This is a genomic window from Mesorhizobium sp. 43Arga (assembly GCF_053714255.1).
This window is the reverse complement of sequence record NZ_JBSKBO010000002.1, coordinates 1,085,283-1,109,391: the sequence shown is the minus strand read 5'-3', so window position 1 is coordinate 1,109,391 and position 24,109 is coordinate 1,085,283. Positions and strand designations below refer to the sequence as shown.

At 62.5% G+C, this 24,109-nt stretch carries 25 protein-coding genes and 1 pseudogene; 17 read left to right on the top strand and 9 right to left on the bottom strand.

All coding sequences use genetic code 11. The annotated features are described in order from the left end of the window. Window positions 1-45 precede the first annotated feature (45 nt). Both ACWGS8_RS11955 and ACWGS8_RS11950 read right to left on the bottom strand, forming a co-directional pair. Window positions 46-360 (bottom strand): DUF982 domain-containing protein, encoded by a 315-nt coding sequence (locus tag ACWGS8_RS11955; protein ID WP_454581112.1) that lies wholly within the window; start codon window positions 358-360, stop codon window positions 46-48. Between the two features lie 258 nt (window positions 361-618). Beyond that, complete coding sequence (locus ACWGS8_RS11950; RefSeq protein WP_454581111.1) at window positions 619-828, bottom strand: hypothetical protein; 210 nt, start codon at window positions 826-828, stop codon at window positions 619-621. A 77-nt stretch (window positions 829-905) separates the two neighbouring features. On the opposite strand from ACWGS8_RS11950, the gene ACWGS8_RS11945 reads away from it, so the two are divergent. Both ACWGS8_RS11945 and ACWGS8_RS11940 read left to right on the top strand, forming a co-directional pair. Next, window positions 906-1,211: a DUF982 domain-containing protein gene (locus ACWGS8_RS11945; protein WP_454581110.1), complete on the top strand. Its 306-nt coding sequence runs from the start codon at window positions 906-908 to the stop codon at window positions 1,209-1,211. 22 nt (window positions 1,212-1,233) lie between these two features. Further along, complete coding sequence (locus ACWGS8_RS11940) at window positions 1,234-1,518, top strand: DUF982 domain-containing protein (protein ID WP_454581109.1); 285 nt, start codon at window positions 1,234-1,236, stop codon at window positions 1,516-1,518. Between the two features lie 153 nt (window positions 1,519-1,671). On the opposite strand, the gene ACWGS8_RS11935 is transcribed toward ACWGS8_RS11940, so the two are convergent. Then, window positions 1,672-2,697, bottom strand: a complete 1,026-nt coding sequence (locus ACWGS8_RS11935) for an alpha/beta fold hydrolase (RefSeq protein ID WP_454581108.1) — start codon at window positions 2,695-2,697, stop codon at window positions 1,672-1,674. Between the two features lie 336 nt (window positions 2,698-3,033). Between ACWGS8_RS11935 and ACWGS8_RS11930 the strand changes: the two genes are divergently transcribed. Genes ACWGS8_RS11930 through ACWGS8_RS11915 form a run of 4 tightly spaced genes read left to right on the top strand, consistent with a single transcriptional unit; the run spans window position 3,034 to window position 8,346 of the window. Then, window positions 3,034-3,693, top strand: a complete 660-nt coding sequence (locus ACWGS8_RS11930) for a hypothetical protein (protein ID WP_454581107.1) — start codon at window positions 3,034-3,036, stop codon at window positions 3,691-3,693. Between the two features lie 7 nt (window positions 3,694-3,700). Continuing rightward, window positions 3,701-6,766, top strand: coding sequence for an OmpA family protein (locus tag ACWGS8_RS11925; protein WP_454581106.1), 3,066 nt, complete (start codon window positions 3,701-3,703; stop codon window positions 6,764-6,766). 11 nt (window positions 6,767-6,777) lie between these two features. After that, the gene (locus ACWGS8_RS11920) at window positions 6,778-7,272 is read left to right on the top strand and encodes a Rab family GTPase (RefSeq protein WP_454581105.1); all 495 of its coding nucleotides are present in this window, start codon (window positions 6,778-6,780) and stop codon (window positions 7,270-7,272) included. A 3-nt stretch (window positions 7,273-7,275) separates the two neighbouring features. After that, a complete protein-coding gene (locus ACWGS8_RS11915) occupies window positions 7,276-8,346 on the top strand; it encodes an adenylate/guanylate cyclase domain-containing protein (RefSeq protein ID WP_454581104.1) in 1,071 nt (356 codons plus the stop codon). Between the two features lie 355 nt (window positions 8,347-8,701). On the opposite strand, the pseudogene ACWGS8_RS11910 reads toward ACWGS8_RS11915, so the two are convergent. From ACWGS8_RS11910 to ACWGS8_RS11895, 4 genes and pseudogenes are all read right to left on the bottom strand, one after another. Then, a pseudogene (locus ACWGS8_RS11910) lies at window positions 8,702-8,958 on the bottom strand (type II toxin-antitoxin system ParD family antitoxin). Window positions 8,959-9,067: 109 nt separating this feature from the next. Continuing rightward, complete coding sequence (locus ACWGS8_RS11905) at window positions 9,068-9,628, bottom strand: HdeD family acid-resistance protein (RefSeq protein WP_454581103.1); 561 nt, start codon at window positions 9,626-9,628, stop codon at window positions 9,068-9,070. Between the two features lie 451 nt (window positions 9,629-10,079). Further along, window positions 10,080-11,075, bottom strand: a complete 996-nt coding sequence (locus ACWGS8_RS11900) for a L,D-transpeptidase family protein (protein ID WP_454581278.1) — start codon at window positions 11,073-11,075, stop codon at window positions 10,080-10,082. A 169-nt stretch (window positions 11,076-11,244) separates the two neighbouring features. After that, window positions 11,245-11,679, bottom strand: coding sequence for a hypothetical protein (locus ACWGS8_RS11895; protein WP_454581102.1), 435 nt, complete (start codon window positions 11,677-11,679; stop codon window positions 11,245-11,247). 395 nt (window positions 11,680-12,074) lie between these two features. On the opposite strand from ACWGS8_RS11895, the gene ACWGS8_RS11890 reads away from it, so the two are divergent. Then, complete coding sequence (locus ACWGS8_RS11890; RefSeq protein ID WP_454581101.1) at window positions 12,075-12,251, top strand: hypothetical protein; 177 nt, start codon at window positions 12,075-12,077, stop codon at window positions 12,249-12,251. 17 nt (window positions 12,252-12,268) lie between these two features. Here the strand turns inward: ACWGS8_RS11890 and ACWGS8_RS11885 are convergent, their stop codons facing one another. Both ACWGS8_RS11885 and ACWGS8_RS11880 read right to left on the bottom strand, forming a co-directional pair. Further along, window positions 12,269-12,685 (bottom strand): hypothetical protein, encoded by a 417-nt coding sequence (locus ACWGS8_RS11885; protein ID WP_454581100.1) that lies wholly within the window; start codon window positions 12,683-12,685, stop codon window positions 12,269-12,271. A gap of 273 nt (window positions 12,686-12,958) precedes the next feature. Further along, window positions 12,959-13,909 carry a LysR family transcriptional regulator gene (locus tag ACWGS8_RS11880; RefSeq protein ID WP_454581099.1) on the bottom strand — a complete coding sequence of 317 codons (951 nt, stop codon included), beginning with the start codon at window positions 13,907-13,909 and terminating at the stop codon, window positions 12,959-12,961. A gap of 93 nt (window positions 13,910-14,002) precedes the next feature. Between ACWGS8_RS11880 and ACWGS8_RS11875 the strand changes: the two genes are divergently transcribed. Genes ACWGS8_RS11875 through ACWGS8_RS11830 form a run of 10 tightly spaced genes read left to right on the top strand, consistent with a single transcriptional unit; the run spans window position 14,003 to window position 24,102 of the window. Next, complete coding sequence (locus tag ACWGS8_RS11875; RefSeq protein ID WP_454581098.1) at window positions 14,003-14,908, top strand: dioxygenase family protein; 906 nt, start codon at window positions 14,003-14,005, stop codon at window positions 14,906-14,908. 3 nt (window positions 14,909-14,911) lie between these two features. Next, window positions 14,912-15,871, top strand: a complete 960-nt coding sequence (locus ACWGS8_RS11870) for a VOC family protein (RefSeq protein ID WP_454581097.1) — start codon at window positions 14,912-14,914, stop codon at window positions 15,869-15,871. Continuing rightward, the gene (locus tag ACWGS8_RS11865) at window positions 15,868-16,527 is read left to right on the top strand and encodes an alpha/beta hydrolase (protein WP_454581096.1); all 660 of its coding nucleotides are present in this window, start codon (window positions 15,868-15,870) and stop codon (window positions 16,525-16,527) included. The genes ACWGS8_RS11870 and ACWGS8_RS11865 overlap by 4 nt, the downstream gene beginning before the upstream one ends. Continuing rightward, window positions 16,524-17,588 (top strand): maleylacetate reductase, encoded by a 1,065-nt coding sequence (locus ACWGS8_RS11860; protein WP_454581095.1) that lies wholly within the window; start codon window positions 16,524-16,526, stop codon window positions 17,586-17,588. The genes ACWGS8_RS11865 and ACWGS8_RS11860 overlap by 4 nt, the downstream gene beginning before the upstream one ends. A gap of 26 nt (window positions 17,589-17,614) precedes the next feature. After that, on the top strand, window positions 17,615-18,889 hold the full coding sequence (locus ACWGS8_RS11855; RefSeq protein WP_454581094.1) for an ABC transporter substrate-binding protein: 1,275 nt from the start codon (window positions 17,615-17,617) through the stop codon (window positions 18,887-18,889). 59 nt (window positions 18,890-18,948) lie between these two features. Then, on the top strand, window positions 18,949-19,665 hold the full coding sequence (locus ACWGS8_RS11850) for an ABC transporter ATP-binding protein (protein ID WP_454581093.1): 717 nt from the start codon (window positions 18,949-18,951) through the stop codon (window positions 19,663-19,665). Further along, entirely contained in the window at window positions 19,662-20,369 is a 708-nt protein-coding gene (locus tag ACWGS8_RS11845) for an ABC transporter ATP-binding protein (RefSeq protein ID WP_454581277.1), read from the top strand. The genes ACWGS8_RS11850 and ACWGS8_RS11845 overlap by 4 nt, the downstream gene beginning before the upstream one ends. Window positions 20,370-20,427: 58 nt before the next feature. Then, entirely contained in the window at window positions 20,428-21,291 is an 864-nt protein-coding gene (locus tag ACWGS8_RS11840) for a branched-chain amino acid ABC transporter permease (protein WP_454581092.1), read from the top strand. Window positions 21,292-21,298: 7 nt separating this feature from the next. Beyond that, window positions 21,299-22,348, top strand: coding sequence for a branched-chain amino acid ABC transporter permease (locus tag ACWGS8_RS11835; RefSeq protein WP_454581091.1), 1,050 nt, complete (start codon window positions 21,299-21,301; stop codon window positions 22,346-22,348). Next, window positions 22,348-24,102, top strand: coding sequence for an FAD-dependent oxidoreductase (locus tag ACWGS8_RS11830; protein WP_454581090.1), 1,755 nt, complete (start codon window positions 22,348-22,350; stop codon window positions 24,100-24,102). The genes ACWGS8_RS11835 and ACWGS8_RS11830 overlap by 1 nt, the downstream gene beginning before the upstream one ends. The last annotated feature ends 7 nt before the right edge of the window (window positions 24,103-24,109 follow it).

Genomic DNA, 24,109 nt, shown 5'->3' with positions numbered 1-24,109 from the left:
ATCTTTCGGTAGACGCCGCGGCAGCGTGAACACGTCGCCGCGAATTCAGCCGCCAGCGTCCAGAATGCGGTCTTCAGTGCCGATCTTTGGCCCTGTCATCCATGATGGCGCCAAGGGGACATCCTCGATGACCCTGACCCTGCGTGCCCAAGTCGTAAAGGTCTTGTGCGCCGCCTCGACAGACTTCCGGCCATCATATGCGGAGTAGCACGTTTCGCACGCTGCTGCGTGCAGAAGGCCACGTCGTTCGACGGGCCATTCCTCCAGGAACTCTATGGCATCCATAACACACTCGATCTTTCGAAGAACGAAGCCGTCGTCCCTCACGAAAATCGGCTGCTTGAACGTTCCACTTTCCATAGCAACCTCCCTTCTGACCTCCATTGCGGCCGAACGTCAGGTCCCGACGGGCCTGCGCCTTCGGCACGGAGAAAAATATTGGCGGCGTCCACTTCCAATTCAAGAGAGCAGGCGAGCCGAGTTGCCGGCTCTTCGCGGTTAAAATTGGCACCTATTTCAATGATGTCCCGGTCTTTCCCATGAACTTGACACAGCCCGACTCCCTGGTCTGGCGGAAGAGGCATTCGGGGATGCCCCACCGATCTGCAAGCGGGCCTGTCACTTAAGTACTTTGCCCTGAGGGCAGAGGCGACGAAAACCAATGGCGATATCGCCCAAGTGAAAAGCCGCCTTTGCCGCATAGCTGCATAGTTTGTCACCACGAAAGATCGGCGGTGCGTAGAAGCTGTGATCGCGATTTGGGGGTGCCACAGGCAGTGCTGAAAATGCTTCCCGACGGGTCTTGACGACGAAAATCGGCTTCCACATATGTTTTCGTGGTCGCTCCCAATTTGGTGCGGCCGTTCCTCAACCGTCTGAAATCGTTCAAAGAATTGGAGGTTAAGATGAGCGATAGGACATTCGACAGCCCGGTATTCGTGAGAGTCGCAGAAGGTCTCGTTCAAGAGATATCATGTCTTGAGGACGCATTCGACTTTCTGGACGAATGGCCTCGAAACCGGCGCGGCGTGATCTATGAAACTGCGAAGCGAGCCTGCCAGCGAGCCTTCGACGGACACATTCCGTCGACGATTGCGCGCGACGCATTCGCGGGGTTCGCCCGTTCCGCAAAAATTATCGAGGATGTCTCTACAACGGTGCCCTGGATGGTCGGCGCGAAGGCCGGTCACACCGGCGGAGTGGCCACCTGATCGCTAAGAGAGGAGGAAAACGATGCTTTCCCAACCTTTCGAAAAGCCCGTCCGCGTATGGGTCGGACTGGGCTTCCCTCGGCAGTTGAACTCCGTGGTGGATGCCTACCAGTTCGTCATGGACTGGTGTGGGAATAGTCCGGAACAGAAGGCTGCGATCCGCGCCTGCAAAGCTGCATTGGCTGGTGAGATCGACGCCGAGACTGCGCGAGGCATTTTCGTTCAGTTCGCCAGGAGGAAGGACATCCTGGTCGAAGACGGAATGATGCCGATGCCGGCACCGGCCGGATGGCCGTCGCATCTTTGATCTCGAAGCGCCCCAAGGGCGGCGGTCATGTGCTGCCGCCCAGACTGCACCGTGCGAATGACCCGCATGCTCAGGACATAGTGTCCTGGACTATTGTCGTCCGCAGCTTTGGGGCGAAATCACGGTCACGCCGTCATGGCTCGCCGGACAGTCTCACGAGCCGGCGACGTCAAGAACGGCCTGGACGAAGGCCTTCGGCGCTTCCTGAGGGAGGTTGTGCCCGACACCTCCCCCGATCTGCCGATGCTCATACTTGCCAGTGAACATCTTGGCATATGAACTCGGCGCTGGATGCGGCGCGCCGTTGGCGTCGCTTTCCAGCGTGATGGTCGGGACACTGATGGTCGGTGCGGCCGCAAGTTGTTTCTCCATTTCGGCGTACTCGGCCTCGCCTTCGGCCAGACCGAGCCGCCAGCGGTAGTTGTGGACCACGATGTCGACGTGATCAGGATTGTCGAAGGCCGCCGCGCTGCGCGCGTAGGTGGCGTCATCGAATGCCCATTTCGGCGAAGCGAGATGCCAGATGAGCTTGTTGAAATCGCGCCGGTTTCTCTCGTAGCCAAGACGGCCGCGTTCCGTCGCGAGGTAGAACTGGTACCACCATTCGAACTCGGCCTCCGGCGGCAGGGGCATCTTGCCGGCCTCTTGGCTGCCGATCAGGTAGCCACTGACAGCAACCAGTGCCTTGACGCGCTCGGGCCAGAGGGCGGCGACGATGTCGGCTGTCCGGGCGCCCCAGTCGAAGCCAGCCAGGACCGCGGTTTTGATCTTGAGACTATCCATGAAGGCAGTGAGATCGACGGCGAGCGCCGCGGGCTCGCCGTTGCGAAATGCCCCGGTGGAACGAAAGAGCGTCCCCCCATAGCCGCGCAGGTAGGGTACCAGCACGCGATGCCCCGCCGATGCAAGCATCGGTGCAACGTCGACGAAGCTGTGAATGTCGTAAGGCCAGCCATGCAAGAGCACGACGGGCGGGCCGTCGGGCGGCCCCGCCTCGGCATACTCGACTTTGAGAACGCCGGCATCGACCTGCTTCAGCGGGCCGAAGGACGCGTCCGGTTGTCCGGTCGCCTGCGCGCCGAACACGACCGGTATGCCGAACTGGCCGGCAGTTGCAAGAGCGGCCGCGCCGAGCAGCCGGCGGCGCTGACGGTCGACCTCTCCGCGAGCTGTGCTCATTGCCGGCCTCCTGGCGGCGCAAGCTCAACGCTGCGCAGGCTTGGCGGCGATTATGCGCTTGGTCGAAACGCCACACCAGTCAGATTTTGCGGGGCGTCACTGCTTTGACGACCGCGCGCTTGCCGCCTATGATCCCGACCAGACGCGCCGCCCGGTTTTTAATATGGCATTGCCCCACCTCCATTGCTGAGTCGGCGATGCAGCGCTCGGCTGCCTCACAAATCCGCTCAAGTCAAGACGATACCGGCTTGCGAGCCGGGTATTTTGCTGACATGCTTATTTTCTAATGTATGGGGTTTCGCACTGTGGCAGGTGTTCAAATGGAAGGGCAAAAGCATGGCAAAGGAATCTTCGAATTCCGCTTCTTCAGAAAAGAAGGCGGATCTGATAGGTAACGCAGAAGGAAACGGGCTCAACTTCATGGGAGTCCAGGCTCGCGAAAACGGAGGCTCCGGCGACGCTGTAGGTGTCGACAAGATACGTGATCTGCTGTTCGGCAACCAGATGCAGGACTATGACCGCCGCTTCTCCAAGCTTGAAGAACGAGTCTTGCAGCGCTTCAAGGATGTCGAATCCGAGGCCAAGCGCAATCTCGACATGTACGAGTCAAATGCAAAGAAGCAGGTCGATTCGCTTGCGGGGCAGTTGCGGAACGAAAAAGATTCACGGGCCGATGCCGACAAGGAGATTGATCGGAATCTTCGCGAGCAAAACCAGGCACTTGAAAAGCAGGTGCGCGCGTTGTCGGATCAATTGAGCGCGCTTGAGCGCGACGTTGCGGACCGGATAAATCGGAACGATCATTTACTGCGTGAGGAAATCAAGCAGAAGAATGAAGGCGTTCAGATGCTGATAGAGAAAATGTTTGCCGACCTCAGCAACGTCAAGACCGACCGAAATCTTTTGGCTGGCCTGTTCGTCGAGGTTGCAAAATGTCTGAATCAGGATCCCGTCGGCAGCAAGGGCAACGCGGATCGTAGTTGGAAAGCGAGTTGATGGGACCTTGACGTCGACCGTCGACCCAATCAGCCTTCCGCAAAGAACAGCCTCGAACGATACAGAGATTGATCGCGAGGCTCTGGCTCGTCTTTTGATCGAAATTGCCCGGAACGTTGATCCGGACTACCGTGCGCGTTTCGACGGAGTTCCATCCGCCGATCCTCGCATGGAAACGCTGCGCCAGTTGCTGGTCAGCCGCGAAATTTCAGAGCTTTCACGAGTTACGCACCTGCTGGACGAACCCGAGCAGCTTGCGGCTGCGGTGGGGAGCGTTCTTCCCGATGCAGCCGCACGTGCTTCTCATGCGCAACTCGGCGAGGCCCTTGCTCCGGCTGTCGAGAGGGCTGCGCAACGGTCCATCCAGAACAACCCGCACACGCTGACCGATATATTATATCCGGTGTTTCTGCCGGCTATTCGCAAGTCGATCGGCGAAAAAATCGACCAGACCTTTCAGTCGCTGAATGAGTCTTTAAGACATATATTCACCTGGCATGGGCTCAAGTGGAGATTTGAAGCCTGGCGAACGGGCACAAGCTTCTCGGAAGTCGTTCTTAATCATACTCTTGTTTATCGTGTCGAACATGTCTTTCTCATCAGCCGCAGTTCCGGGCTTCTGATCGCACATGTAACTGCCGAAAACGCCACCAGCGAAGACCCTCAGCTGATTTCCTCGATGCTGAGCGCAATCCAGGATTTTGTGAAGGACTCGTTCAACGAGAAAGAACAGAGCGGACTGGACACGATCCGTTTCGGGGAGCTTCGCCTCTGGTCGGAGGTTGGACCGTTTGCGACCCTGGTTGCTGTGATCCGGGGAAATCCGCCGGAGGAGTTACACGAAGTAATTCGCGATGTATTGCTTCGCATCCACGATGAATCCTCACAGGCTTTGGAGCGGTTCGACGGCGACAGTTCGAAATTGCTCGGCGTAGAGACACAGTTGCAGACCTGCGTTGAACTGCAGCACGCGGATTCAAATCAGGGATTTCCGTGGCTGGTGGTGTCGGCAATCCTGCTGGTTTTGATCGCGGCAGGCGGCTGGTTCTTTCTTTCCTGGCAATCAGGGCAGCGCTGGCAGGCCTATGTGTCGCGACTGGCGACCCAGCCGGGCATCGTCGTCGCCGAACAAAAGATTAGCGGTGGCCAATTCTATATTGCCGGCCTGAGAGATCCGCTCGCCGCCGACCCGCAGTCTCTGTTGTCCGGAACGCAGGTCGATCCCGCTCGCGTTCATGCACAGTGGCAATTCTATCAGAGCCTTGCGCCGGAGTTCGTGTTGAAGCGGCTGACGGCGTCGCTGGCTCCGCCGGATACAGTACGACTTTCGATCGTCAAGGATCGCATCGTTGCCGAAGGTGAGGCTCCTGCCAACTGGATCGACCGGGCGCAGGCCGCCGCCCAGCAGCTTTCGGCAGGCGGGCCGATATTCGATATCTCTGGAGTCCGCGATGTAAGCTCGGAAGAACGCGAGGCGGAGCGCTGGCAGGCCTATGTGTCGCGACTGGCGACCCAGCCGGGCATCATCGTTGCAGAACAAAAGATTAGCGATGGCCAATTCTATGTTGCCGGCCTGAGAGATCCGCTCGCCGCCGACCCGCAGTCGCTGTTGTCGGGAACGCAGGTCGATCCCGCCCGCGTTCGTTCGCAGTGGAAATTCTATCAGAGCCTTGAGCCGGAGTTCGTGTTGAAGCGGCTGACGGCGTCACTGACTCCGCCGGATACAGTACGACTATCGATCGTCAAGGATCGCATTGTCGCCGAGGGTGAGGCGCCTGCCGCTTGGATCAACCGGGCGCAGGCCGCCGCCCAGCAGCTTTCGGCAGGGGGGCCGGTATTCGATATCTCTGGAGTCCGCGATGTAAGCTCCGAAGAACGCGAGGCGGAGCGGTGGCAGGCCTATGTGTCGCGACTGGAGACCCAGCCGGGCATCATCGTTGCAGAGCAAAAGATACGCGACGGCCAATTCTATATTGCCGGTCTGAGAGACCCGCTAGGCGCCGACCCGCAGTCGCTGTTGTCGGGAACGCAGGTCGATCCCGCCCGCGTTCATTCGCAGTGGAAATTCTATCAGAGCCTTGAGCCGGAGTTCGTGTTGAAGCGGCTGACGGCGTCGCTCTATCCGCCGGATACAGTGCGACTTTCGATCGTCAAGGATCGCATCGTTGCCGAGGGTGAGGCTCCCGACACCTGGATAGATAAGGCGCGCGCGGCGGCCCGACAGCTTTCGGCAGGCGGACCGGAATTCGACATCTCCAACGTTCGTGATGTGAGCCCCGAAGCGCGCGCGGCGGAGCATTGGCAGTATTATGTGTCGCGACTTGAGGCCCAACCGGGAATCATCGTCGCCCAGCAAACGGAAAGGGGCGGAGATTTCTACATTTCCGGCCTGAGGGACCCGCTTGCCGCCGACCCGAAAGCTCTGCTGCACGGAACGGAGGTTGATCCTGCCCGCGTTCATTCACAGTGGCAATTCTATCAGAGTCTTGATCCGAAGTTCGTGGTGAAGCGGCTGGAGGCTTCGCTGACCCCGCCGAAATCGGTTCTGCTTTCGATCATCCAGGGTCGCATCGTTGTCGTGGGTGAGGCTCCTGCCAACTGGATCAACCGGGCGCGGGCCGCCGCCGAACAACTTTCGGCGGACGGAGTGGTTCTGGATGTCTCGCAGCTGCATGAGCTGAACCTTGCAGAACTTAATGATTTGCGAGAGGCCATCCAGACGACCGATATTTTCTTCTCTTCCGGCAAAGTTGTGCCGGGACCAGAGCAAACGCCGCTTCTCGACAGATTGGCGGAACAAATAAAGGAATTCGCCCAAAATGCCCGCAAGTCAGGCGTAACAGCGCGGTTCATGTTGACCGGGCATTCGGACACCACAGGCCGTGAGACAGCCAACGCGTCGATCAGCGCCGCCCGCGCCGAGACAGTTCGTGCGCTTCTCAACAAGCGCGGCGTCGCTCCGGAACTGCTGCAGGTCCGGGGCGCGGGCACCTTTGAGCCGGCGGTGCCCGAAAACAGTCAAACCGGGAGCTCCACCAATCGCCGGGTTTCGATTACGGTCAACCTGGACTAGTGGAGCTCAAGATGCTGCAAAAAAAGATCTGCATGTTGGGCGGGTTCGCAGTCGGAAAGACCAGTCTGGTTCGCAGGTTCGTGCAAAGCATCTTTTCAGAAGCCTACTTGACCACGGTGGGAGTGAAAATCGACAAGAAGAGTGTCGTACTCCCGGACAAAACCGTGGATCTGATTTTGTGGGATTTGGCCGGCGAAGACGATATCGGCTCATTCCGCGTCAGCTATGTGCGAGGTGCGACCGGGCTCGTGCTTGTCGTCGATGGAACCCGGCCCGCTACTCTTGCCGTGGCGCTCACGCTGCGCGAGCGGGCCGAGGCCGAATTCGGCACTATGCCGTTCGTATTGCTGTTCAACAAATCCGACCTGGCCGACCGGTGGGCGATATCGGATGGTGAGATCGACGAACTGAAGCAACGTGGATGGCAAATCTATCTGACAAGCGCGCTTTCGGGCGAATATGTTGACGATGCGTTTCGTCAGCTTGCTTCAATGGTCGCCAAGTAGACCATGCCCAGGTTGCCGAAAGAAGTCAGAAGCTGGATATACGATTTCTTCTATAATGAGCGCTCTGCCGCATATCTGAAAATTGACGCCCGGCAATGCATAGCCGCGAAGGGCGGCAACGTTGAACATTACGGTCTCTCGTCGCTTCGCATTGGCAAGCCTGTTGCCGATCGGCTTGAGTTCATGGAAGGGCTTCTGCCTTGCCCGGAGCTTCCATATCATATGCCCATGGTGGAACTGCCCGGCGGGCGTGTCGCGGACCTTCATCTCTTTGGCGACGGCGGCTCGGTGTGGCTGCTCTTTCTCGACGCCACTGCCGAACGCGACAATCAGCAGCGGCTTCAACAGAAGGCTTATGAAATGACCCTCCTGCAGGAGAGGGAGCGTCAACTCAATGCCAAGCTGCAATCGACTAACGAGGCATTGAGGGAGAGCCAGGAGGGTTTGTCGCGCGAATACCGGCGTGCCGAGTCGCTGCTTCTCAACATTCTTCCAGCGTCGATCGCGGAGCGGCTGAAAGCGGACGAGGAAATTGCAGACAGCCACGCGGAGGTGAGTGTGCTTTTTGCCGACATCGTCGGTTTTACGGAAAGAGCGCGGAGCGTCGGAGCCGCGACGACGCTCGCTATTCTGAATTACTTCTTCAGGGCGGCGGATCTGCTCTCGGAACAATATGGTTGCGAAAAGATCAAGACCATCGGCGATTGTGTCATGGCGGTCGCTGGCCTACCCACCGCGCGACCCGATCATGCGCAAGCCCTTGCGTATTATGCACTTGAGCTGCGTGAGGCGGCCAGGCGCGAGCGCTTCGCAGGCGAACCGCTAAGTCTCAGGATTGGAATTCACTCAGGACCAATCGTGGCGGGCGTGATAGGCAAAAGGCGGTTTGTCTATGACCTGTGGGGCGACACCGTTAATCTCGCCGCGCGCATTCAAAAGGCCGCGGAGCCCGATGAAATCCGTATTTCCGACGGAACTCACAAACTGCTTGGACCCAATTTTTCTTGCGACCCCCTCGAGGAAACGGAATTGCGTGGTACAGGTCGTGTGCGAATGTGGCGGCTCCTGGCCTGATGCCGCTTGGCCGTGCCGGCCCGCATTGTATCTCAGGGCTCGCCGCCAAAGCGGACCGGCAGCCACCAGCCCATTGCTGCCCACTAGAAACGCGCTTCGCAGTTGCCTTTCAAGATGCCGCTCGGACCATTCCGAAAGCGGCGTCCGCTCGTGAGGTCTTCAAATCGCGCGAAAGCAGTGGTTGCGTAGTGCGGACCGACAAGTCGCCTGGCCTTCTCCCGGTCCTGCCCTGTCGCAAGCCACGGTATGTAAGGGTGAAGAGCGGCTGTTCCGCTCTCCCGCCCACGGTGATGATCTCCGCGATAAAGAGAGGTCCAGATCCGCCGCGGATGAATGGGCACGAGCAGGTATGATCCTATGCCTTTGAACGTCGTTGGTCGGATAGCTTTGCTTCGATTCTTCTGACGACCTCGTCAGCCAGTTCCGCATGTCCAATGGGCACTTGGGCCGTTCCGCGCTCCAGCCCGGCCTCTGGCGCAGCCAGCCGTTTTTCGCGTTCCTCCACCGGACGCCCTCCCGCAAGACCTCACTCCGGGATTGGTATCGCCCCATTTTGACAAGGCTGGTCACGTAGGCTTCCAACCGAGGGCCCAATTGAGCGCTCGAGGCCATCGGGGCGGCGCTGCAGTTTAATCGGTTGGAAATCGTACACGCCGTCGGATCGCTCGCCTATGCATGTGATTGCTCGGGGAAACCGCGTTGCACTCAAGCCCGTAAGCGTTCAGCTCTTGCGCACATGCCAGGCCAGGTAAGCAATCGCCGCGCCAACACCAATCAGCTCTATCCCCAACAGCAGTCCGATCAGCCATACGGCTGTCACGGGGATCCTGACCCACAGCGTCACGGAAAGAAGAATCCCTATCATCCCACTCCCCAAGACCCAGCCCCAGTTGGGGAAGGGGCGGATGGTGAGGGCGAAAACTACCTTCGCGATGCCCTCGATCATGAAGAAGACGATCAGCAGCAAGGTGATGGTTAGCAGTCCGTTTCCAGGATGGCGCAGAAAGAGAAGACCAATCAGCACGGCAAGGATGACGGAGATGAGTTGCAGCCAGAAATGAGGCACGTGGCCCGCGCCGATCAGGCTTATGCCTTGGAGGCCTCCGCTGACGATCAGCACCCACCCGAGCAAGTTCACCACGGCAATCGACGAGATCATCGGTAAGGTCACTGCCAGAGTTCCGGCTGCGACTAGCAGCACGCCCTCCACCAAATACCAAAGTGAGTACCGCTTGAGAGTCTGCCGCATTGCCTCGCGAAAGACGTCCGCTGCGGCATCCAAGGAGATCGACCTGCTCTGCCTCCAAAAGCCGTCAGTGCCTGTGACGACCTCAAGCCGGGCCGCATGCGCTCTTGCGATTTTCAGGAGAGTTACCGCCGTCTCCTGGGCTGTCCATCCGCGAGCTTGTGACGATGCGACCAGTTCCTCGAACGCAGGCTCCAATGCAACCTCACAGTTGACCTCCCGATCGGGGCTGTCCTCTGGCAGGATTGGGGGTTCAACCTTATGGGACATGCAAATGAAGTGCCATCGCGGACCAAAGGTTCCGACGCGCCTCGATGATTGATCATTATTCTGAAAAATGCGGCCGGCTCATTCACCGGTGAGCGCTGCCCGCCGACGTTTAGTGCCTTCCGACTTCTGAAGTGGCGTTGCGTTTGCGGCGCTAGCTTCGCCCGCGATGTGGCCAGGCCAAAGGACGACGCGAGAAGGCCGAGCTGAATTTCGCCTTCTACTCGCCGCCTGCGTTCGCCATCTCGTCCTTGAAGCCGACTTTTGTGCCTTTTTGCACCATGGAGGCGAGGTCCTCGGCATCCCAGTTAGTCAACCTGATGCAGCCATGCGAGAAGGTCGCGCCGATCCTGCCCGGTTCGGGCGTGCCGTGAATACCGTAGCTCTCGATGGACAGATCAATCCAGACCGATCCCACGGGATTGTTCGGCCCGGGCGCAATCGTGAACGGCCGCTTGGCTTTGACCCCCTTGAAAGCGAAGTGCGGATCGTAGTGATAGGTCGGATTGCGCACGACGCGTTTGACCTCCGCCTCGCCACTCGGCGCCGGCTTCTCGGCGCTGCCGATGGAAGCGGGAAAGACCGCGAGCCATTTGCCGGAAGGATCAAGAACCCGCACCAGGCGTGCGCCCTTGTCGACCTCGATGCCGGCAATGGTGGCGGGAGAATCCCCCCGGTCGATATCCGGAACCAGCAACTTCGTGCCGGCCTTCATGAAGCCGATGCCCGGATTGAGCCTCCTGAGCAATTGCTCGCTTATGTGGAAGCGCTCGGCCAGCTTCTCCGTGACATTGTGATAGCCGAGCCTCCGCAGGCGGGCCATCTTCTCCATGCGCGCCGGAATGCGCTTGGTAAACGGGCCGCTCACATCCTTGCGCGTCAGCTCGTAGCTCACCACGACCGGGTTGGTGGAGGTTGCCGTCAGCCTGTCCCAGGTCTCCGGCGTGAGCTTCCCGTCGGTGGGCAATCCGTTCGCAGTCTGAAAGGCCCTGATGGCCTTTGCAGCGTTCTCCGACAAGCGGCCCTCGATCAAGCCTGGCGAGAAACGGGCGCGATCCAAAAGTATCTGCGCTTTCAGGAGGGCCGGGCTGAAGCCTTTTGATCTTTCGGTTGAGAATTGCGCTTGATTGACAGTGGCGGGGTCCAGCTTGGCCGCCGCTGTCCCGCCGCAAGTGAGGGCAAGCACCGCAGCCGCGAGGAGAAGGAGCCTGACCATCATTGCACTCCACCAGAACCTGTTTCCATGAACGCAGCAAGGCCGGGTCACCGGCCCCACTCCAGGACCTGCGCCGCAAAACCCCGCAAGCCAGCGAGCGCCGCCTCGCCAGCTGGCAATTTGCAGCTGAGGCGACGGCGCACGTCTTCGCCGACCTAACGTTTGGCACTCAACCGTGCGCCATTATACCTCTCAGCCAGGCAAGAACCTTGCTGCCTCCGAGCAACCTGCGCACCCTGCCGGCCGCCCAGTCGGCCCGCATCGTGGCACCGGCGTGGCAACTGCAGACGATGTCGTGCAACTGCCAGTCGGACAGTTCGAAGAAGCGCCTGGCTTCGCCGTAAGTGTCCGATTTCAGGCCCGATTGACGCAGCAACGAATCATCGAAGGCAACCGTGATCGGCGACCCGGTTGCCCGTGCCTCTTCGCGGAGCCCGGAGTTTAGATGCTCGGTACCGGTGAGCGCGGTCAGGCAGCGCGACGGATTCATTTCGAGCAGTTCCGCCCACCGTTCGATCCGCTGCTCCCTGGTCATCGGCAGAGCCGGCGCCATCGGATTGATGTCGGCGATCGACTGCAGTTCCTCAAGTGTCTGATGTTTCATGACTAGCTCCTGTTCTTGGCTTTGTTCTCAGCGTTCAGCGGCGTCCGCAGCCTGTCGTCTTCGACCTACGGTCGTCAGCTCGACGTCTGAGAGCTCGCGGCTAAGAGATCATGGGCGCGAGCCGCTCGGGTTGCTCAAGCGACCTTCAGCCGACAGCACACAGCGGCATATAAAGCGAAAGAACCGTCATCGATCTCTAATGTTCCAACGGCAGGGGCAGATTTCGTGCGGCCGGCCTCACAATGGGGTCAAGCCGGCGCAGATCGGCCGTGCAAAGCGTGTGCGCGGGGACGAGGACGCGCGCGCCACGTATCGCTTCCGGACTTCACGGAAGGGCCAGAAAAACCCCTGCAACAAAACCTAGCTTCAGCGGTTCTTTTTGTTTGGAGGAACCCATGTGGCCGACATTCGATAATGGGGATGAACCCAAAGCCCAAAGAAAAATGTTGGCCGATCGCTTGGCCAGGGAGACTGGTATCAGCGAGGAAGAAGCCGAGCGACTGATCGAGCTCATTGGGACCGATTGGAATTCGCTGCTTCGCGAAGCCAGGTTCCTGAAAGGTCGACACTAGGATGCCGCAGACAGCACCTAATCAATTCGCTTGATGCGGCCCTTGTCGAGCCGAAATACCCCGTTCTGGCCGCCTTGTCTGTCAAAGTCGGTTTGCAACTCATCCCAGGTGCCAAGATATCGTCCGCAATCATCGCAAAAAATTGGCGTGGTCGGACCGGCGTCTTCCGGAATTCTCAGCCTGATGGTCAAGCAGTACGGGCATTCCAGCTTGTGATCGAGATATTTCGGAAGTGCCGAGCCCGAATGCACAGACTTCCGTGCGACCCACTCCACAAAATGAGGATCGACAGTTTCAAGGCCGGTGAAATCGCGGACCATTTGCGCTGCGAATTCGCGCCATTGGCTTTCTGGAATTTTTCCTTGGATGACCGCGCTACGAAAGGCACGGCGCAGGATTTCGCTGTCGGTCGCTGACACCTTGTCGCGTGACATTTTCATGCTCCCGCGCAGAAAGGCGGAAGCACTGCCAGCTTCCAAGCGCCGTGATTGCCTATTCGATACGGCGACCTGTGAATTATACGCCATCGGGTGGAGTTCGCGAGCCCGAAGGCGGCCAGCCGGTCGCCGATCCGTTGGTCGTCCGAAAGGGGTCGCGTAACTATACCGAACGATGCGGGAAGCTTTCTCATTTTGGCTCTCGAAAAACCAACTAAATCACCGATTTATGATGAAATATGGGCCTATCCATGTGCCGATTCGAGCTGGCTAGCGACCCCAGACGACGGCATTCTCGTGCCGCTTTATGATGTGTTTCAAATTCTCGAAAGCGGTCGTGACGTGGCCGGCGAAGCGCTCTGCCGCAGGAGAGCGCGGTCCGCCAACCCGGCGCAGGATGCCGAGTGAGCGGCTGGGCTGCGGGATCTCGTAGGGGAGCACCGTCACCCGGTTCTCCTTGCGTTGCGCGAAGACCACGGAAAATGGCAGCACGGCCAGTGCATCGGTTTCGGCGAGGAAGTTGATCACGCTCATCAGCGAGCCTCCAGAATAGCGCACGTTGAGGTCAGACATGCCGATGCTCATCAGGATCATCTGCAGGTCCGACATCAGCGGAGAGCCGGGCAGGGGCGCCACCCAGGGAAAGCTGGTCAGGTCATGCGCCCTGAGGCGGCGATTGCGCAGCAGCGGATGGTCAGGCCGGCAAGCCACGACATTGCGTCCGGGCAGGATCTCGGTGAATTCGAAGCCGGGTCCAAGATCGAGCACGCCGATCGGCACGATCCCGAGGTCGATCAGGTTGCTCTCCAGCGCCGCGACCATCTCGGGCAGGTTCATATAGCTTTGCTGGACGGTGACCTCGGGTTCGAGTTTCTGGAATTCGCCGATCATCCGGCTGATCATCGCGTCCATGAAGAAAGGCACGCCGCCGACACGGACGACACCCTTGGTGCCTTTCATGAAGCCCTGCACCGCATCCGACGCCTTGCGCGACGCCGTGATGATCGTGCGTCCTTGCGCCGCCAGCTGGAAACCGAGCGGCGTCGGCTGCAGCGGCCGGCGGCCCTTGAGGAACAGCGGCTCGCCGACCCGCGCCTCCAGCATGGCCAGCGATCGGCTGACCGCGGGCTGGGTCAGGCCCAGCATGGCGGCTCCTTCCGACACGCCGCCTGCATCCAGCACCGCGGCGAGCTGCATCAAGTGGCGCTCGTTCAGCTTCATAGCAAAACGCTATACAAGGGGCGCGACATCTCATCAAGCATCGTGTCGGGCCGTGCTATCCCGTTTGGCAAGGGGAAGGGAGGCCCCGGCGAAATGGACGGCCAGCACGACCCCCAGAGGGATGAACTCCCCAAGGCGATCTCGACGCAGGCCGAAGAATTCGCGCGGCGCCTGGCGGCGATGGGCCAGTCCCGCCTGGCGGCGGCGGCACAGGCCGCGGTCGATGGTTTGCACGCGCTGATCGTGGAGTTGCGACCCTCCGGTGAGGAATTCCGGCTGGCGATCGATTTTCTGACCGAGGTCGGCCATTACGCTGATGCGCGGCGCCAGGAATGGGTGCTGTTCGCCGATGTGCTGGGCGTGTCCTCGCTGATCGAGGATCAAAACAGCCCGCGTCCCTCCGGGGCAACCCCCAACACCCTGGCCGGACCCTTCTACCGGGCCGATGTGCCGGAGATGCCGCTCGGTGGGAACATCTCGCGCGACCACAAGGGCGAGCCGCTGGAGGTCACCGGGCGGATCGTGGCGCTCGGCGGCGCGGCGATCGGCGATGCCATGATCGAGATCTGGCAGGCCAATGCCGAAGGCCTGTACGAGAACCAGGAACCGGACAGGCAACCGGAATTCAACCTGCGCGGACGCTTCCGTGCCGATCCGCAGGGGCGGTTCCGCTTCATGACGGTGAAGCCGAAGGGCTACACGCTGCCGGCGGACGGCCCTGTCGGTCAATTGATGTCCGCGCTCGGTCTTGGCCTCGAGCGGCCGGCCCACATCCATTTTCGCGTTTCGGCACAGGGCTTCGAAACGCTGACGACCCACATTTTCGACCGGTCGGACCCTGCGATCGGCCGGGATGCCATTTTCGGGGTCAAACCCGAACTCATGGCCGAGTTCCGCGCGCTGCCGCCCCATGGAGGAAAGCGCAAGCACGCACTCGACCTCAATCTCGTGCTCTGCCCGCAGCGGCGGGGCGAAACCGAAACCTCTGGGAGGAGATGAGCGATGGCGCGTATCAGCGGCTACCACCATCTGACGCTGTCGACCGACGGCGCTCAGGAAGATTTTGATTTCTATACCAAGGCACTAGGCCTGCATTCGGTGAAGCGCACCGTCCTGTTCGACGGCGTCATCCCCGTCTATCACCTCTACTACGGCTCGCCCAACGGCGATGCCTCGACGATCATCACCACCTTCCCGTTCCGCAAGCCGGGCGTCTATGGCCGCCGCGGCACCAACCAGTCGCGCGCCATCATGCAATCCATCCCCAAGGGGGCCGCGGATTTCTGGGTGGACCGGCTGAACGCGCGCGGCATCAAGGCCACCAAGGTCACACGCTTCGGCGCCGACCGCGTGGCTTTCGCGCATCCCTGCGGCATCTCGCATGAGCTGGTGGAAAGCGACAGCGATCCGCGCGCGCCCATCACCAACGACGCGCAAGGCATCGGCAAGGCGCACGGCATCAAGGGCATCTACGGCGCCGTCGTGGCGGTGATGGATCGCACCGCGATGGACGACTTCCTGACCATCGCGTTGCCGCTGGAGAAGGAGGCGGACAATCACGAGGGGCTGGTGTTCCGCGTGCCGGACGCGACCGGCGTCAATCAGCGGGTCGAGGTGATCGTCGATCGCGACAGCGCACAGGGCACCTGGACGCTGGCGGGCGGGACGATCCACCACGTCGCCCTCAACACGGGCGACGAAGAGAACCAGTTGAAGCTGCGCGCTCATATCGAAGGCCTCGGTTTCACCGATATCTCGGAGCAGAAGGACCGCAACTACTTCAAGTCCTGCTATGTCCGCTCGCCCGGCGGCGCGCTGTTCGAACTTGCCTGGACCACGCCGGAAGGCTGGGCCAAGGACGAGCCCCCGGGCCAGATCGGCAAGACGTTGGTCTTCCCGCCGTGGTTCAAGAACCGCGAGGGCGAATTGCAGGCCGGTCTGGAACAGGCGGATTTCGCGTGAGCTCAGGCAGCGGTCCACTCCGGCTCGGGCCAAAGGGCGCGGAAGCGAAGGCGATCTGCGTCTTCGTCCACGGCCGCGGCCAATCGCCGGAGGAGATGCAGTCGCATGTGCTGTCGCGGCTTTCCGCGCCGGCCGTGGCATTCATCCTGCCGCGCGCGCCGTTCGGCGTGTGGTGGGAGGCGCGCGCCGTCGATCCGTTGACGCCGGTCGCCCGCGCGCACCTATCCGACGCGCTCGATCACCTGGCGGCCGCTGTCGTGGCGGCACGGGCGGAATTGCCCGGACTGCCGCTGCTTCTGGCGGGCTTCTCGCAAGGGGCGTGTCTGTCGATTGAATATCTCTGCGCCGGGCTGCCGCCGCCCGACGCGCTGGCGGCCTTCACGGGCTGCCGCGTCGGTGTCCCGGCGGATGGGCGCTCCGAAGCCGTGCCGGCAGGCGTGCCGGTCTATCTTTCGGGCAGCGACTCCGATCCCTGGATTCCGGTTTCGGCCTTTGCCGATACGGCACAGTCGCTGGGCCGCAGTGGCGCGAGCCTGCGGGCCGATCTGTTTCCCGGCCGGAGCCATGAGGTTTCGGATGCCGAGATTGCGATGCTGGGCACCATCATCGCCGACATGGAAGCCGGCCGGGGTGCACGCATGGGAGCGGCGCGATGATGGACAGTTTCACCTTTCCGGGACTGACGACGCGGGTGATCTTCGGTGCCGGCACGATGGCCCGCACGGAAGAGGAGGTGCGGCGGCTCGGCCATGACAAGGCGCTGGTGCTGTCGACGCCACATCAGAAGGCCGATGCGGACAAGCTGGCTCAAAGCCTTGGCGGCCTCGCCGCCGGGGTCTTTGCCGGCGCGGTCATGCATACCCCAGTCGAGGTCACGGAAAGGGCCGTCGAGGCCTTCCGCGCCAGCGGTGCCACCGCGGTCGTCAGCCTCGGCGGCGGCTCGACCACCGGGCTCGGCAAGGCCATCGCCGTGCGCACCGGCGCCGATCAGGTGGTGATCCCGACCACCTATGCCGGCTCGGAAATGACCGACATCCTCGGCGAGACGGCGGTCGGCGAGAAGACCACCCGCCGTTCGCCGGACATCCGCCCCGAGACGGTCATCTACGACGTCGATCTGACACTGAGCCTCCCGGTTGGTCTCACCGTCACCTCGGCGATGAATGCGATCGCCCACGCCATGGAGGCCTTCTACGCCCCCGACCGCAACCCGGTAATCGTGCTGATGTGCAGGGATGCCATGGCTGCGTTCCGGGACGGCATTCCGCGGCTGATCGACGATCCTCAGGACCGCGCCGCGCGGGCACAGGCGCTCTACGCGGCCTGGTGCTGCTCGACCGCGCTCGGCTATGTCTCGATGGCGCTGCATCACAAGCTGGCGCATGTCTTCGGCGGCTCGTTCGACACGCCGCATTCCGAAACCCACGCCATCCTGCTGCCTTACACGACCGCCTTCAACGAAGTGGCGGTGCCCGATCTGCTGCGGCCGATGGCCGAAGCATTCGGTGGTGGCTCGGCGAGCGGCGGGCTCTGGGATTTCGCGCGCTCCGTCGGCTCTCCGCTGAGCCTGAAGGAGATCGGCATCAAGGAGACCGATCTCGACCGTGCGGCGGCGATCGCTGTGAAGAACGCCTATGCGAATCCGAGGCCGATCGACCCGGGGTCGATAAGGGGACTCCTCCAGGCGGCGTTTGAGGGACGCCGTCCAGGGAGCTGAAAAGAGGCAAGAGGGAGGAAGAGCAGATGATTACGAGACGGAGCTTACTGAAAGCGTCGGCAGCGACAGGCCTGGCGCTTGCCGGTTCCCGGCTGGCGACGCCGGCGCTGGCGCAGGGCGCCAAGATTCGCCTGGGCTATGTTTCGCCGCAGACGGGGCCGCTCGCCGGCTTCGCCGAAAGCGATGCCTACAACATCAAGGCTTTCCTCGCGTCCGAGGCGGGCAAGAATTTCGACGTCATCGTCAAGGACAGCCAGTCGAACCCTAATCGCGCGGCGGAGGTGGCCAAGAGCCTGATCGTCGACGACGAGATCAACCTGATGCTGGTCGGCTCGACGCCCGAGAACACCAACCCGGTCGCCACCACCTGCGAGGCGGAGGGCGTGCCGGTCATCTCGACCATGGCGCCGTGGCAACCCTGGTTCATCGGCCAACAGGGCAATCCGGCCGATCCGTCGTCATGGAAGCCTTTCAAGTTCGCCTATCATTATTTCTGGGGCCTTGAAGACATCATCGCCGTCTACACCGGCATGTGGAAGCAGCTTTCCACCAACGGCAAGGTGGGCGGGCTGTTCCCCAACGATGCCGACGGCAACGCCTGGGGTGACCCGAAGAACGGGCTGAAGCCCGGCCTCGATGCCGCCGGTTTCAGCCTCAGCGATCCCGGCCGCTATCAGAACCTCTCGGACGATTTCACCGCGCAGGTCAACGCCTTCAAGGCGGCGAATGCCGAGATCGTCACCGGCGTGGTCATCCCGCCCGACTTCACCACCTTCTGGAACCAGGCCCGCCAGCAAGGCTTCAAGCCCAAGGCGGCGACGGTGGCCAAGGCGATCCTCTTCCCGCAATCGGTCGAGACGCTCGGCGATGCCGGCCACAACCTCTCGTCCGAAGTCTGGTGGTCTGCCTCGCATCCGTTCAAATCATCGGTGACGGGCCAGGGTTCGGCGGATCTCGCGGCGGATTTCAGCGCCAAGACCGGGCGTCCGTGGACCCAGCCGATCGGTTTCGTCCATTCGCTGTTCGAGGTGGCGGCCAATGTCATGGGCCGCGTTTCGGATCCGACCAATGCCGAGGCGATCGCGGCGGCGATAGCGGCCACCGACATGACGACCGTGGTCGGCAAGGTGGCCTGGAGCGGTGCGGGGCTGCCGCCTTTCGCCGCGAAGAACGTCTGCAAGACGCCGCTCGTCGGCGGCCAGTGGCGCAAGAAGGCAAGCGGCGGCTTCGATCTGGTGATCGTCGAAAACGCCACCGCCTCCGAAATCCCCACCGCAGGCAAGATGGAAGCCCTGGCCTGACGCCGCCGCGGGCGGCGGATGCCGCCGCCCTCGTTCGGCGCGACCCGAGGATGACAGCGATGATACTCAGGCTGGAAAACGTCTCGAAGTCCTTCGGGGCCTTGAAGGTTACCGACGGCGTCAGCGTCGCGGTGCCGGGCGGCGAGGCGTTGGGCATCATCGGCCCGAACGGGGCGGGCAAGTCGACGCTCTTCAACCTGATCACCGGCAACCTGCTTGCCAATGAGGGCCGCATCGAACTCCTCGGCCGCGACGTGACCCGCGCCCCGGCCATGGATCGGGTGCGCATGGGTGTCGGCCGCAGCTTCCAGATTCCGCAGCCCTTCGATGGGCTGAGCGTGTTCGAGAACTTGTTGACTGCCGCCGCTTTCGGCCGGGGCGGCCGCGAAGCCGAGATGGTCGACGATTGCGCCGGTATCCTCGAAGAGACCGAGCTTCTCAGGAAGGCCAATGTGCTCGCCGGATCGCTGAGCCTTCTCGACCGCAAGCGCCTGGAGCTCGCCCGCGCCCTGGCGACGGGACCCGAGCTGCTGCTGCTGGACGAGATCGCGGGCGGCCTGACCGAGGGCGAATGCAAGGCGCTGGTCGCGACGATCAAGGCGATCCACGCCAGAGGCACGACGATCATCTGGATCGAGCATGTGCTGCACGCACTGAGATCGGTGGTCGAACGGCTTCTCGTGCTGGATTTCGGGCGCGTGATCGCGATCGGTGAGCCGGATCAGATCATGGCCTCGAAAGAGGTTCGCGAAATCTATCTGGGGCTCGAGGTCTGATGCTGCTGGAGACGCGCGCCCTCACCGCGAACTACGGCCAGTTCAGGGCGCTGTTCGGCGTGGATATCACTGTCGCTGCGGGCGAATGCGTGGCGATCATCGGCGCCAACGGCGCCGGCAAATCCACGCTGATGCGTTCGATCACGGGTGTGATCCGAAATGAGCCCGGCATGGTTCTGCACCGGGGCGAGCCCATCGGCGCGCTGTCCTCGGCCGAGATCATGAAGCGCGGCATCGCCACGGTGCCGGAAGGGCGCCGGCTCTTTACCTCGTTGAGCGTCGAGGAAAACCTGTTGATCGGCGGGCAGGCGCGCAAGGCGCCGGGGCCGTGGAACCTGGAGGCGGTCTACGACCTCTTCCCGATCCTGCGCGAGCGGCGCAAAAACCCCGGCACGGCGCTCTCGGGCGGCCAGCAGCAGATGGTCGCGATCGGCCGGGCGCTGATGTCCAATCCCGAATTGCTGCTGTGCGACGAGATCAGCCTCGGCCTCGCGCCCGTCGTCATCCGCGACATCTACGCAGCACTGCCCAAGGTCCGCGAAAGCGGCGCCGCGATCGTGCTGGTGGAGCAGGACATCGGCAAGGCGCTGGCGGTGGCAGACCGTGTCTACTGCATGATGGAGGGCCGGGTGACGCTGGTCGCCAAGGCGGCCGAAGTCACGCGCGAAGAAATCCATTCCGCCTATTTCGGAGTGGCGGCATGACGAGGCAGCCCCGCATGCCCCGGCAATTTTCCCGCCGCCTGATGACGGGGACGCGGCGATGATCTGGCTGGACACCCTCGTGCAGGGGATTCTGCTGGGCGGGCTCTATGCGCTGTTCGCGGCGGGGCTGAGCCTCGTCTTCGGCATCATGCGGCTGGTGAACCTCGCCCATGGCGACCTTATCGTCTTTGCCGCCTATCTGATGCTGATGGGGGTCACCTTGCTCGGCCTTTCGCCCTGGGTCGCCGCGCTGATCGCCATGCCAATGATGTTTACGCTTGGCTGGCTGCTGCAGGCCGCCGTGCTAAACCGGGTGCTTGGCAAGGATATCCTGCCGCCGCTTCTCGTCACGTTCGGCCTGTCGGTTGCCGTGCAGAATGGGCTGCTCGAGGCCTTTTCCGCTGACAGCCGGCGCATTCCGGCAGGCGCACTGGAGGGGGCATCGCTCGATCTCGGGCTGGTCACGGTGGGGGTGATGCCGCTGATGACCTTCGCGTCCGCGATCCTCGCCATCGTGGCCCTGAACGGGCTCTTCTACCACACCGCCCTCGGCCGTGCCTTCCGCGCCACCTCGGACGACGCGGTGACGGCCGGCCTGATGGGGATCGAGCCGAAGCGGGTATTCGCCATCGCCACCGGGATTGCGATGGTCGTGGTGACGCTGGCGGCGCTCTATCTCGGCATGCGGGCGAACTTCGATCCCTCGATCGGACCGGCGCGGCTGATCTATGCCTTCGAGGCGGTGATCATTGGCGGCCTCGGCAGCCTGTGGGGAACGCTTGCGGGCGGGATCATCATCGGCGTGGCCCAGACGGCCGGCGCGGCGGTGAATCCGGAATGGCAGATCCTGGGTGGCCACATCGCCTTTCTGGCCGTGATGCTGCTCAAGCCGCGGGGCCTGTTCCCGCGCGCAGTGGATTGAGGGCGGCATGTATCGGCTCACAACCCGCACCCGCGCCGGAACCGCCACCGAGATTGCCGTGATCGTTCTCGTCTTGGCCGGGCTCGCCTTGCCCGCCGTGACGTCGCGCGGTGTCATACAGGATCTGTTCTTCATTCTCACCATGCTGACGCTGGCGCAGATCTGGAACCTGCTGGCGGGCTATGGCGGTCTCGTCTCGGTGGGCCAGCAGGCCTTCGTCGGCATCGGCGCCTACGCGATGTTCGCCGGCGTGATCCTGCTGGGCTGGAACCCGGTTGCCGCGATCCTCCTGGGCGGCCTTGCGGCGCTGGCTCTGGCCGTGCCCACGGCCTTCTTCGCCTTCCGCCTGCAGGGCGCCTATTTCGCCATCGGCACCTGGGTGATCGCCGAGGTGACGCGGCTGCTGATCGCGCAATGGAAGGCGCTGGGCGGCGGCACTGGCACCTCCCTGCCACGCGAGGCGACCAGCAACATCATGGGCACGGATGCGATCCGGACGCTGTTCGGCGTGCGCGAGGCGGCCGCGCGCGACATTCTCGCCTATTGGCTGGCGCTGGCGCTGGTCGTGATCGTCACCGGCTGCATCTACTGGCTGCTGCGCAGTCGGCTGGGGCTGGCGCTGGCGGCCGTGCGCGATAATGTCGAGGCAGCCCAGGCGGTCGGCGTCGATGTCGGGCGGCTCAAATGGGCGGTTTTCCTGATCGCCGCGGCCGCCACCGGACTGACCGGCGCGCTGATCTTTGTGCAGACCGCGCGCATCTCGCCCGAGGCGGCCTTCGCCGTCACCGACTGGACGGCCTACGTCATCTTCATCGTCGTCATTGGCGGCATCGGCACCATCGAGGGACCCATCGTCGGGGTGCTGGTCTTCTTCGCGCTGCGCTCGGCGCTGGCCGACTACGGTAGCTGGTACCTGATGACACTCGGCCTCGCCGCCATCGCGGTGATGCTGTTCGCACCGAAGGGGCTGTGGGGGCTGATTTCGGCCCGCACCGGCCTGCACCTGTTTCCGGTCCGCCGCAGGCTGGCCGGTCCGAAGATCGAGGGAGGACATTGATGGCGGATATCGAAACCGACGTGCTGATCGTGGGCACGGGCCCGGCCGGCTCGGCCACGGCGGCACTTCTCGCCAGCTCCGGCGTGGCCAACATGGTCGTGAACCGCTATCGCTGGCTGTCGAACACGCCGCGTGCCCACATCACCAACCAGCGCACCATGGAGGTGCTGCGCGACCTTGGGCCGGAGGTCGAGGCCGAGGCCGTGATGCACGCCTCGCCACAGGAACTGATGGGCGAGAACGTGTTCTGCGAAAGTCTGGCCGGCGAAGAACTTGGCCGGATGAAAAGCTGGGGCACGGACCCGCTCTCCAAGGCCGAACATCTCCAGTCGTCGCCGTCCTTCATGAACGATCTGCCCCAGACCTTCATGGAGCCGATCCTGTTCAAGACGGCGTGCGCGCGTGGCACGCAGGCGCGCATGAGCACCGAATATGTCAGCCATGTCCAGGATGCGGACGGCGTCACCACGACTTGCCGCGACCGGCTGTCGGGCAGGGACTTCACCGTGCGGTCGAAGTTCCTCGTCGGTGCCGATGGCGGCAACTCGCTGGTCGCCGAGCATCTGGGCCTGCCGTTCGAGGGCAAGATGGGCGTCGGCGGGTCGATGAACATCCTGTTTCGGGCCGATCTTTCGAAATACGTCGCGCACCGGCCGAGCGTCCTCTACTGGGTCATGCAGCCCGGTGCGGATGTCGGCGGGATCGGCATGGGTCTCGTTCGCATGGTGCGGCCGTGGAATGAGTGGCTCATCGTCTGGGGCTACGACATCAACCAGCCGCCGCCCGATGTGACGCCGGAACTGGCCACCGGCGTCGCGCGCCAGCTGGTCGGAGATCCCGAGCTCGAGATCGAGCTCCTGGGCGCCAACACCTGGACCGTGAACAACTGCTTCGCCACGCACATGCAGAAGGGGCGGGTGTTCATCATGGGCGACGCCGCGCACCGGCATCCGCCCTCGAACGGCCTTGGCTCCAACACGTCGATCCAGGACGGGTTCAACCTGGCCTGGAAACTCGCCAAGGTCGTCAAGGGGCAGGCGGGGATCGGGCTGCTGGACAGCTACTCGGCCGAGCGTGCGCCGATCGCGCGCCAGATCGTGACGCGCGCGAACCAGTCGATCGCCGAATTCGGCCCGATCTTCGAGGCGCTCGGCATGGATGGCGGCGTGGATCACGACAAGATCCAGAAGAACATGGAAGCCCGCGCCGACGCCACACAAGCCGCCGAAGCGCAACGCGAGGCGCTGCGCAGGGCAATCGCCTTCAAGAAATACGAATTCGACGCCCACGGCGTCGAGATGAACCAGCGCTATGCGTCGGGCGCCGTGGTGACCGACGGCCAGTGCGAGCCGGCCTTCGGAAAGGATCGTGAGCTGCACTATGCACCCACGACCTGGCCCGGCGCGCGCCTGCCACATGTCTGGGTGTTCGAGCGTTCGGGCAGGAAGGTCTCGACGCTCGATCTTAGCGGGCATGGCGAGTTCACGCTGTTGACCGGCATTGGCGGCGAGGGTTGGCTCGCCGCGTCGGAGACGGTCGCCGCGGAACTCGGTCTGCCGATCCGCACCCATGTGATCGGCCCGCGCCGCGCGATCGAGGATCATACCGGCGACTGGGCGCGCGCACGCGAAATCCGCGACGCCGGCTGCCTGATCGTGCGCCCCGACCATCACGTCGCCTGGCGTTCCGAGACGCTGGCCGCCGATCCGGCGGCCGAGCTGCGCCGCGTCTTCAAATCCGTTCTGGCGCGCTGAGGAGGAT

Coding starts and splice junctions, on each gene's coding strand:
- ACWGS8_RS11835 (WP_454581091.1), top strand. CDS start 21,299: ATGTATCGGCTCACAACCCGCACCCGCGCCGGAACCGCCACCGAGATT.
- ACWGS8_RS11870 (WP_454581097.1), top strand. CDS start 14,912: ATGGCGCGTATCAGCGGCTACCACCATCTGACGCTGTCGACCGACGGC.
- ACWGS8_RS11945 (WP_454581110.1), top strand. CDS start 906: ATGAGCGATAGGACATTCGACAGCCCGGTATTCGTGAGAGTCGCAGAA.
- ACWGS8_RS11950 (WP_454581111.1), bottom strand. CDS start 828: ATGTGGAAGCCGATTTTCGTCGTCAAGACCCGTCGGGAAGCATTTTCA.
- ACWGS8_RS11880 (WP_454581099.1), bottom strand. CDS start 13,909: ATGAAGCTGAACGAGCGCCACTTGATGCAGCTCGCCGCGGTGCTGGAT.
- ACWGS8_RS11890 (WP_454581101.1), top strand. CDS start 12,075: ATGTGGCCGACATTCGATAATGGGGATGAACCCAAAGCCCAAAGAAAA.
- ACWGS8_RS11850 (WP_454581093.1), top strand. CDS start 18,949: ATGATACTCAGGCTGGAAAACGTCTCGAAGTCCTTCGGGGCCTTGAAG.
- ACWGS8_RS11885 (WP_454581100.1), bottom strand. CDS start 12,685: ATGTCACGCGACAAGGTGTCAGCGACCGACAGCGAAATCCTGCGCCGT.
- ACWGS8_RS11830 (WP_454581090.1), top strand. CDS start 22,348: ATGGCGGATATCGAAACCGACGTGCTGATCGTGGGCACGGGCCCGGCC.
- ACWGS8_RS11855 (WP_454581094.1), top strand. CDS start 17,615: ATGATTACGAGACGGAGCTTACTGAAAGCGTCGGCAGCGACAGGCCTG.
- ACWGS8_RS11935 (WP_454581108.1), bottom strand. CDS start 2,697: ATGAGCACAGCTCGCGGAGAGGTCGACCGTCAGCGCCGCCGGCTGCTC.
- ACWGS8_RS11860 (WP_454581095.1), top strand. CDS start 16,524: ATGATGGACAGTTTCACCTTTCCGGGACTGACGACGCGGGTGATCTTC.
- ACWGS8_RS11930 (WP_454581107.1), top strand. CDS start 3,034: ATGGCAAAGGAATCTTCGAATTCCGCTTCTTCAGAAAAGAAGGCGGAT.
- ACWGS8_RS11895 (WP_454581102.1), bottom strand. CDS start 11,679: ATGAAACATCAGACACTTGAGGAACTGCAGTCGATCGCCGACATCAAT.
- ACWGS8_RS11840 (WP_454581092.1), top strand. CDS start 20,428: ATGATCTGGCTGGACACCCTCGTGCAGGGGATTCTGCTGGGCGGGCTC.
- ACWGS8_RS11955 (WP_454581112.1), bottom strand. CDS start 360: ATGGAAAGTGGAACGTTCAAGCAGCCGATTTTCGTGAGGGACGACGGC.
- ACWGS8_RS11900 (WP_454581278.1), bottom strand. CDS start 11,075: ATGGTCAGGCTCCTTCTCCTCGCGGCTGCGGTGCTTGCCCTCACTTGC.
- ACWGS8_RS11915 (WP_454581104.1), top strand. CDS start 7,276: ATGCCCAGGTTGCCGAAAGAAGTCAGAAGCTGGATATACGATTTCTTC.
- ACWGS8_RS11940 (WP_454581109.1), top strand. CDS start 1,234: ATGCTTTCCCAACCTTTCGAAAAGCCCGTCCGCGTATGGGTCGGACTG.
- ACWGS8_RS11875 (WP_454581098.1), top strand. CDS start 14,003: ATGGACGGCCAGCACGACCCCCAGAGGGATGAACTCCCCAAGGCGATC.
- ACWGS8_RS11920 (WP_454581105.1), top strand. CDS start 6,778: ATGCTGCAAAAAAAGATCTGCATGTTGGGCGGGTTCGCAGTCGGAAAG.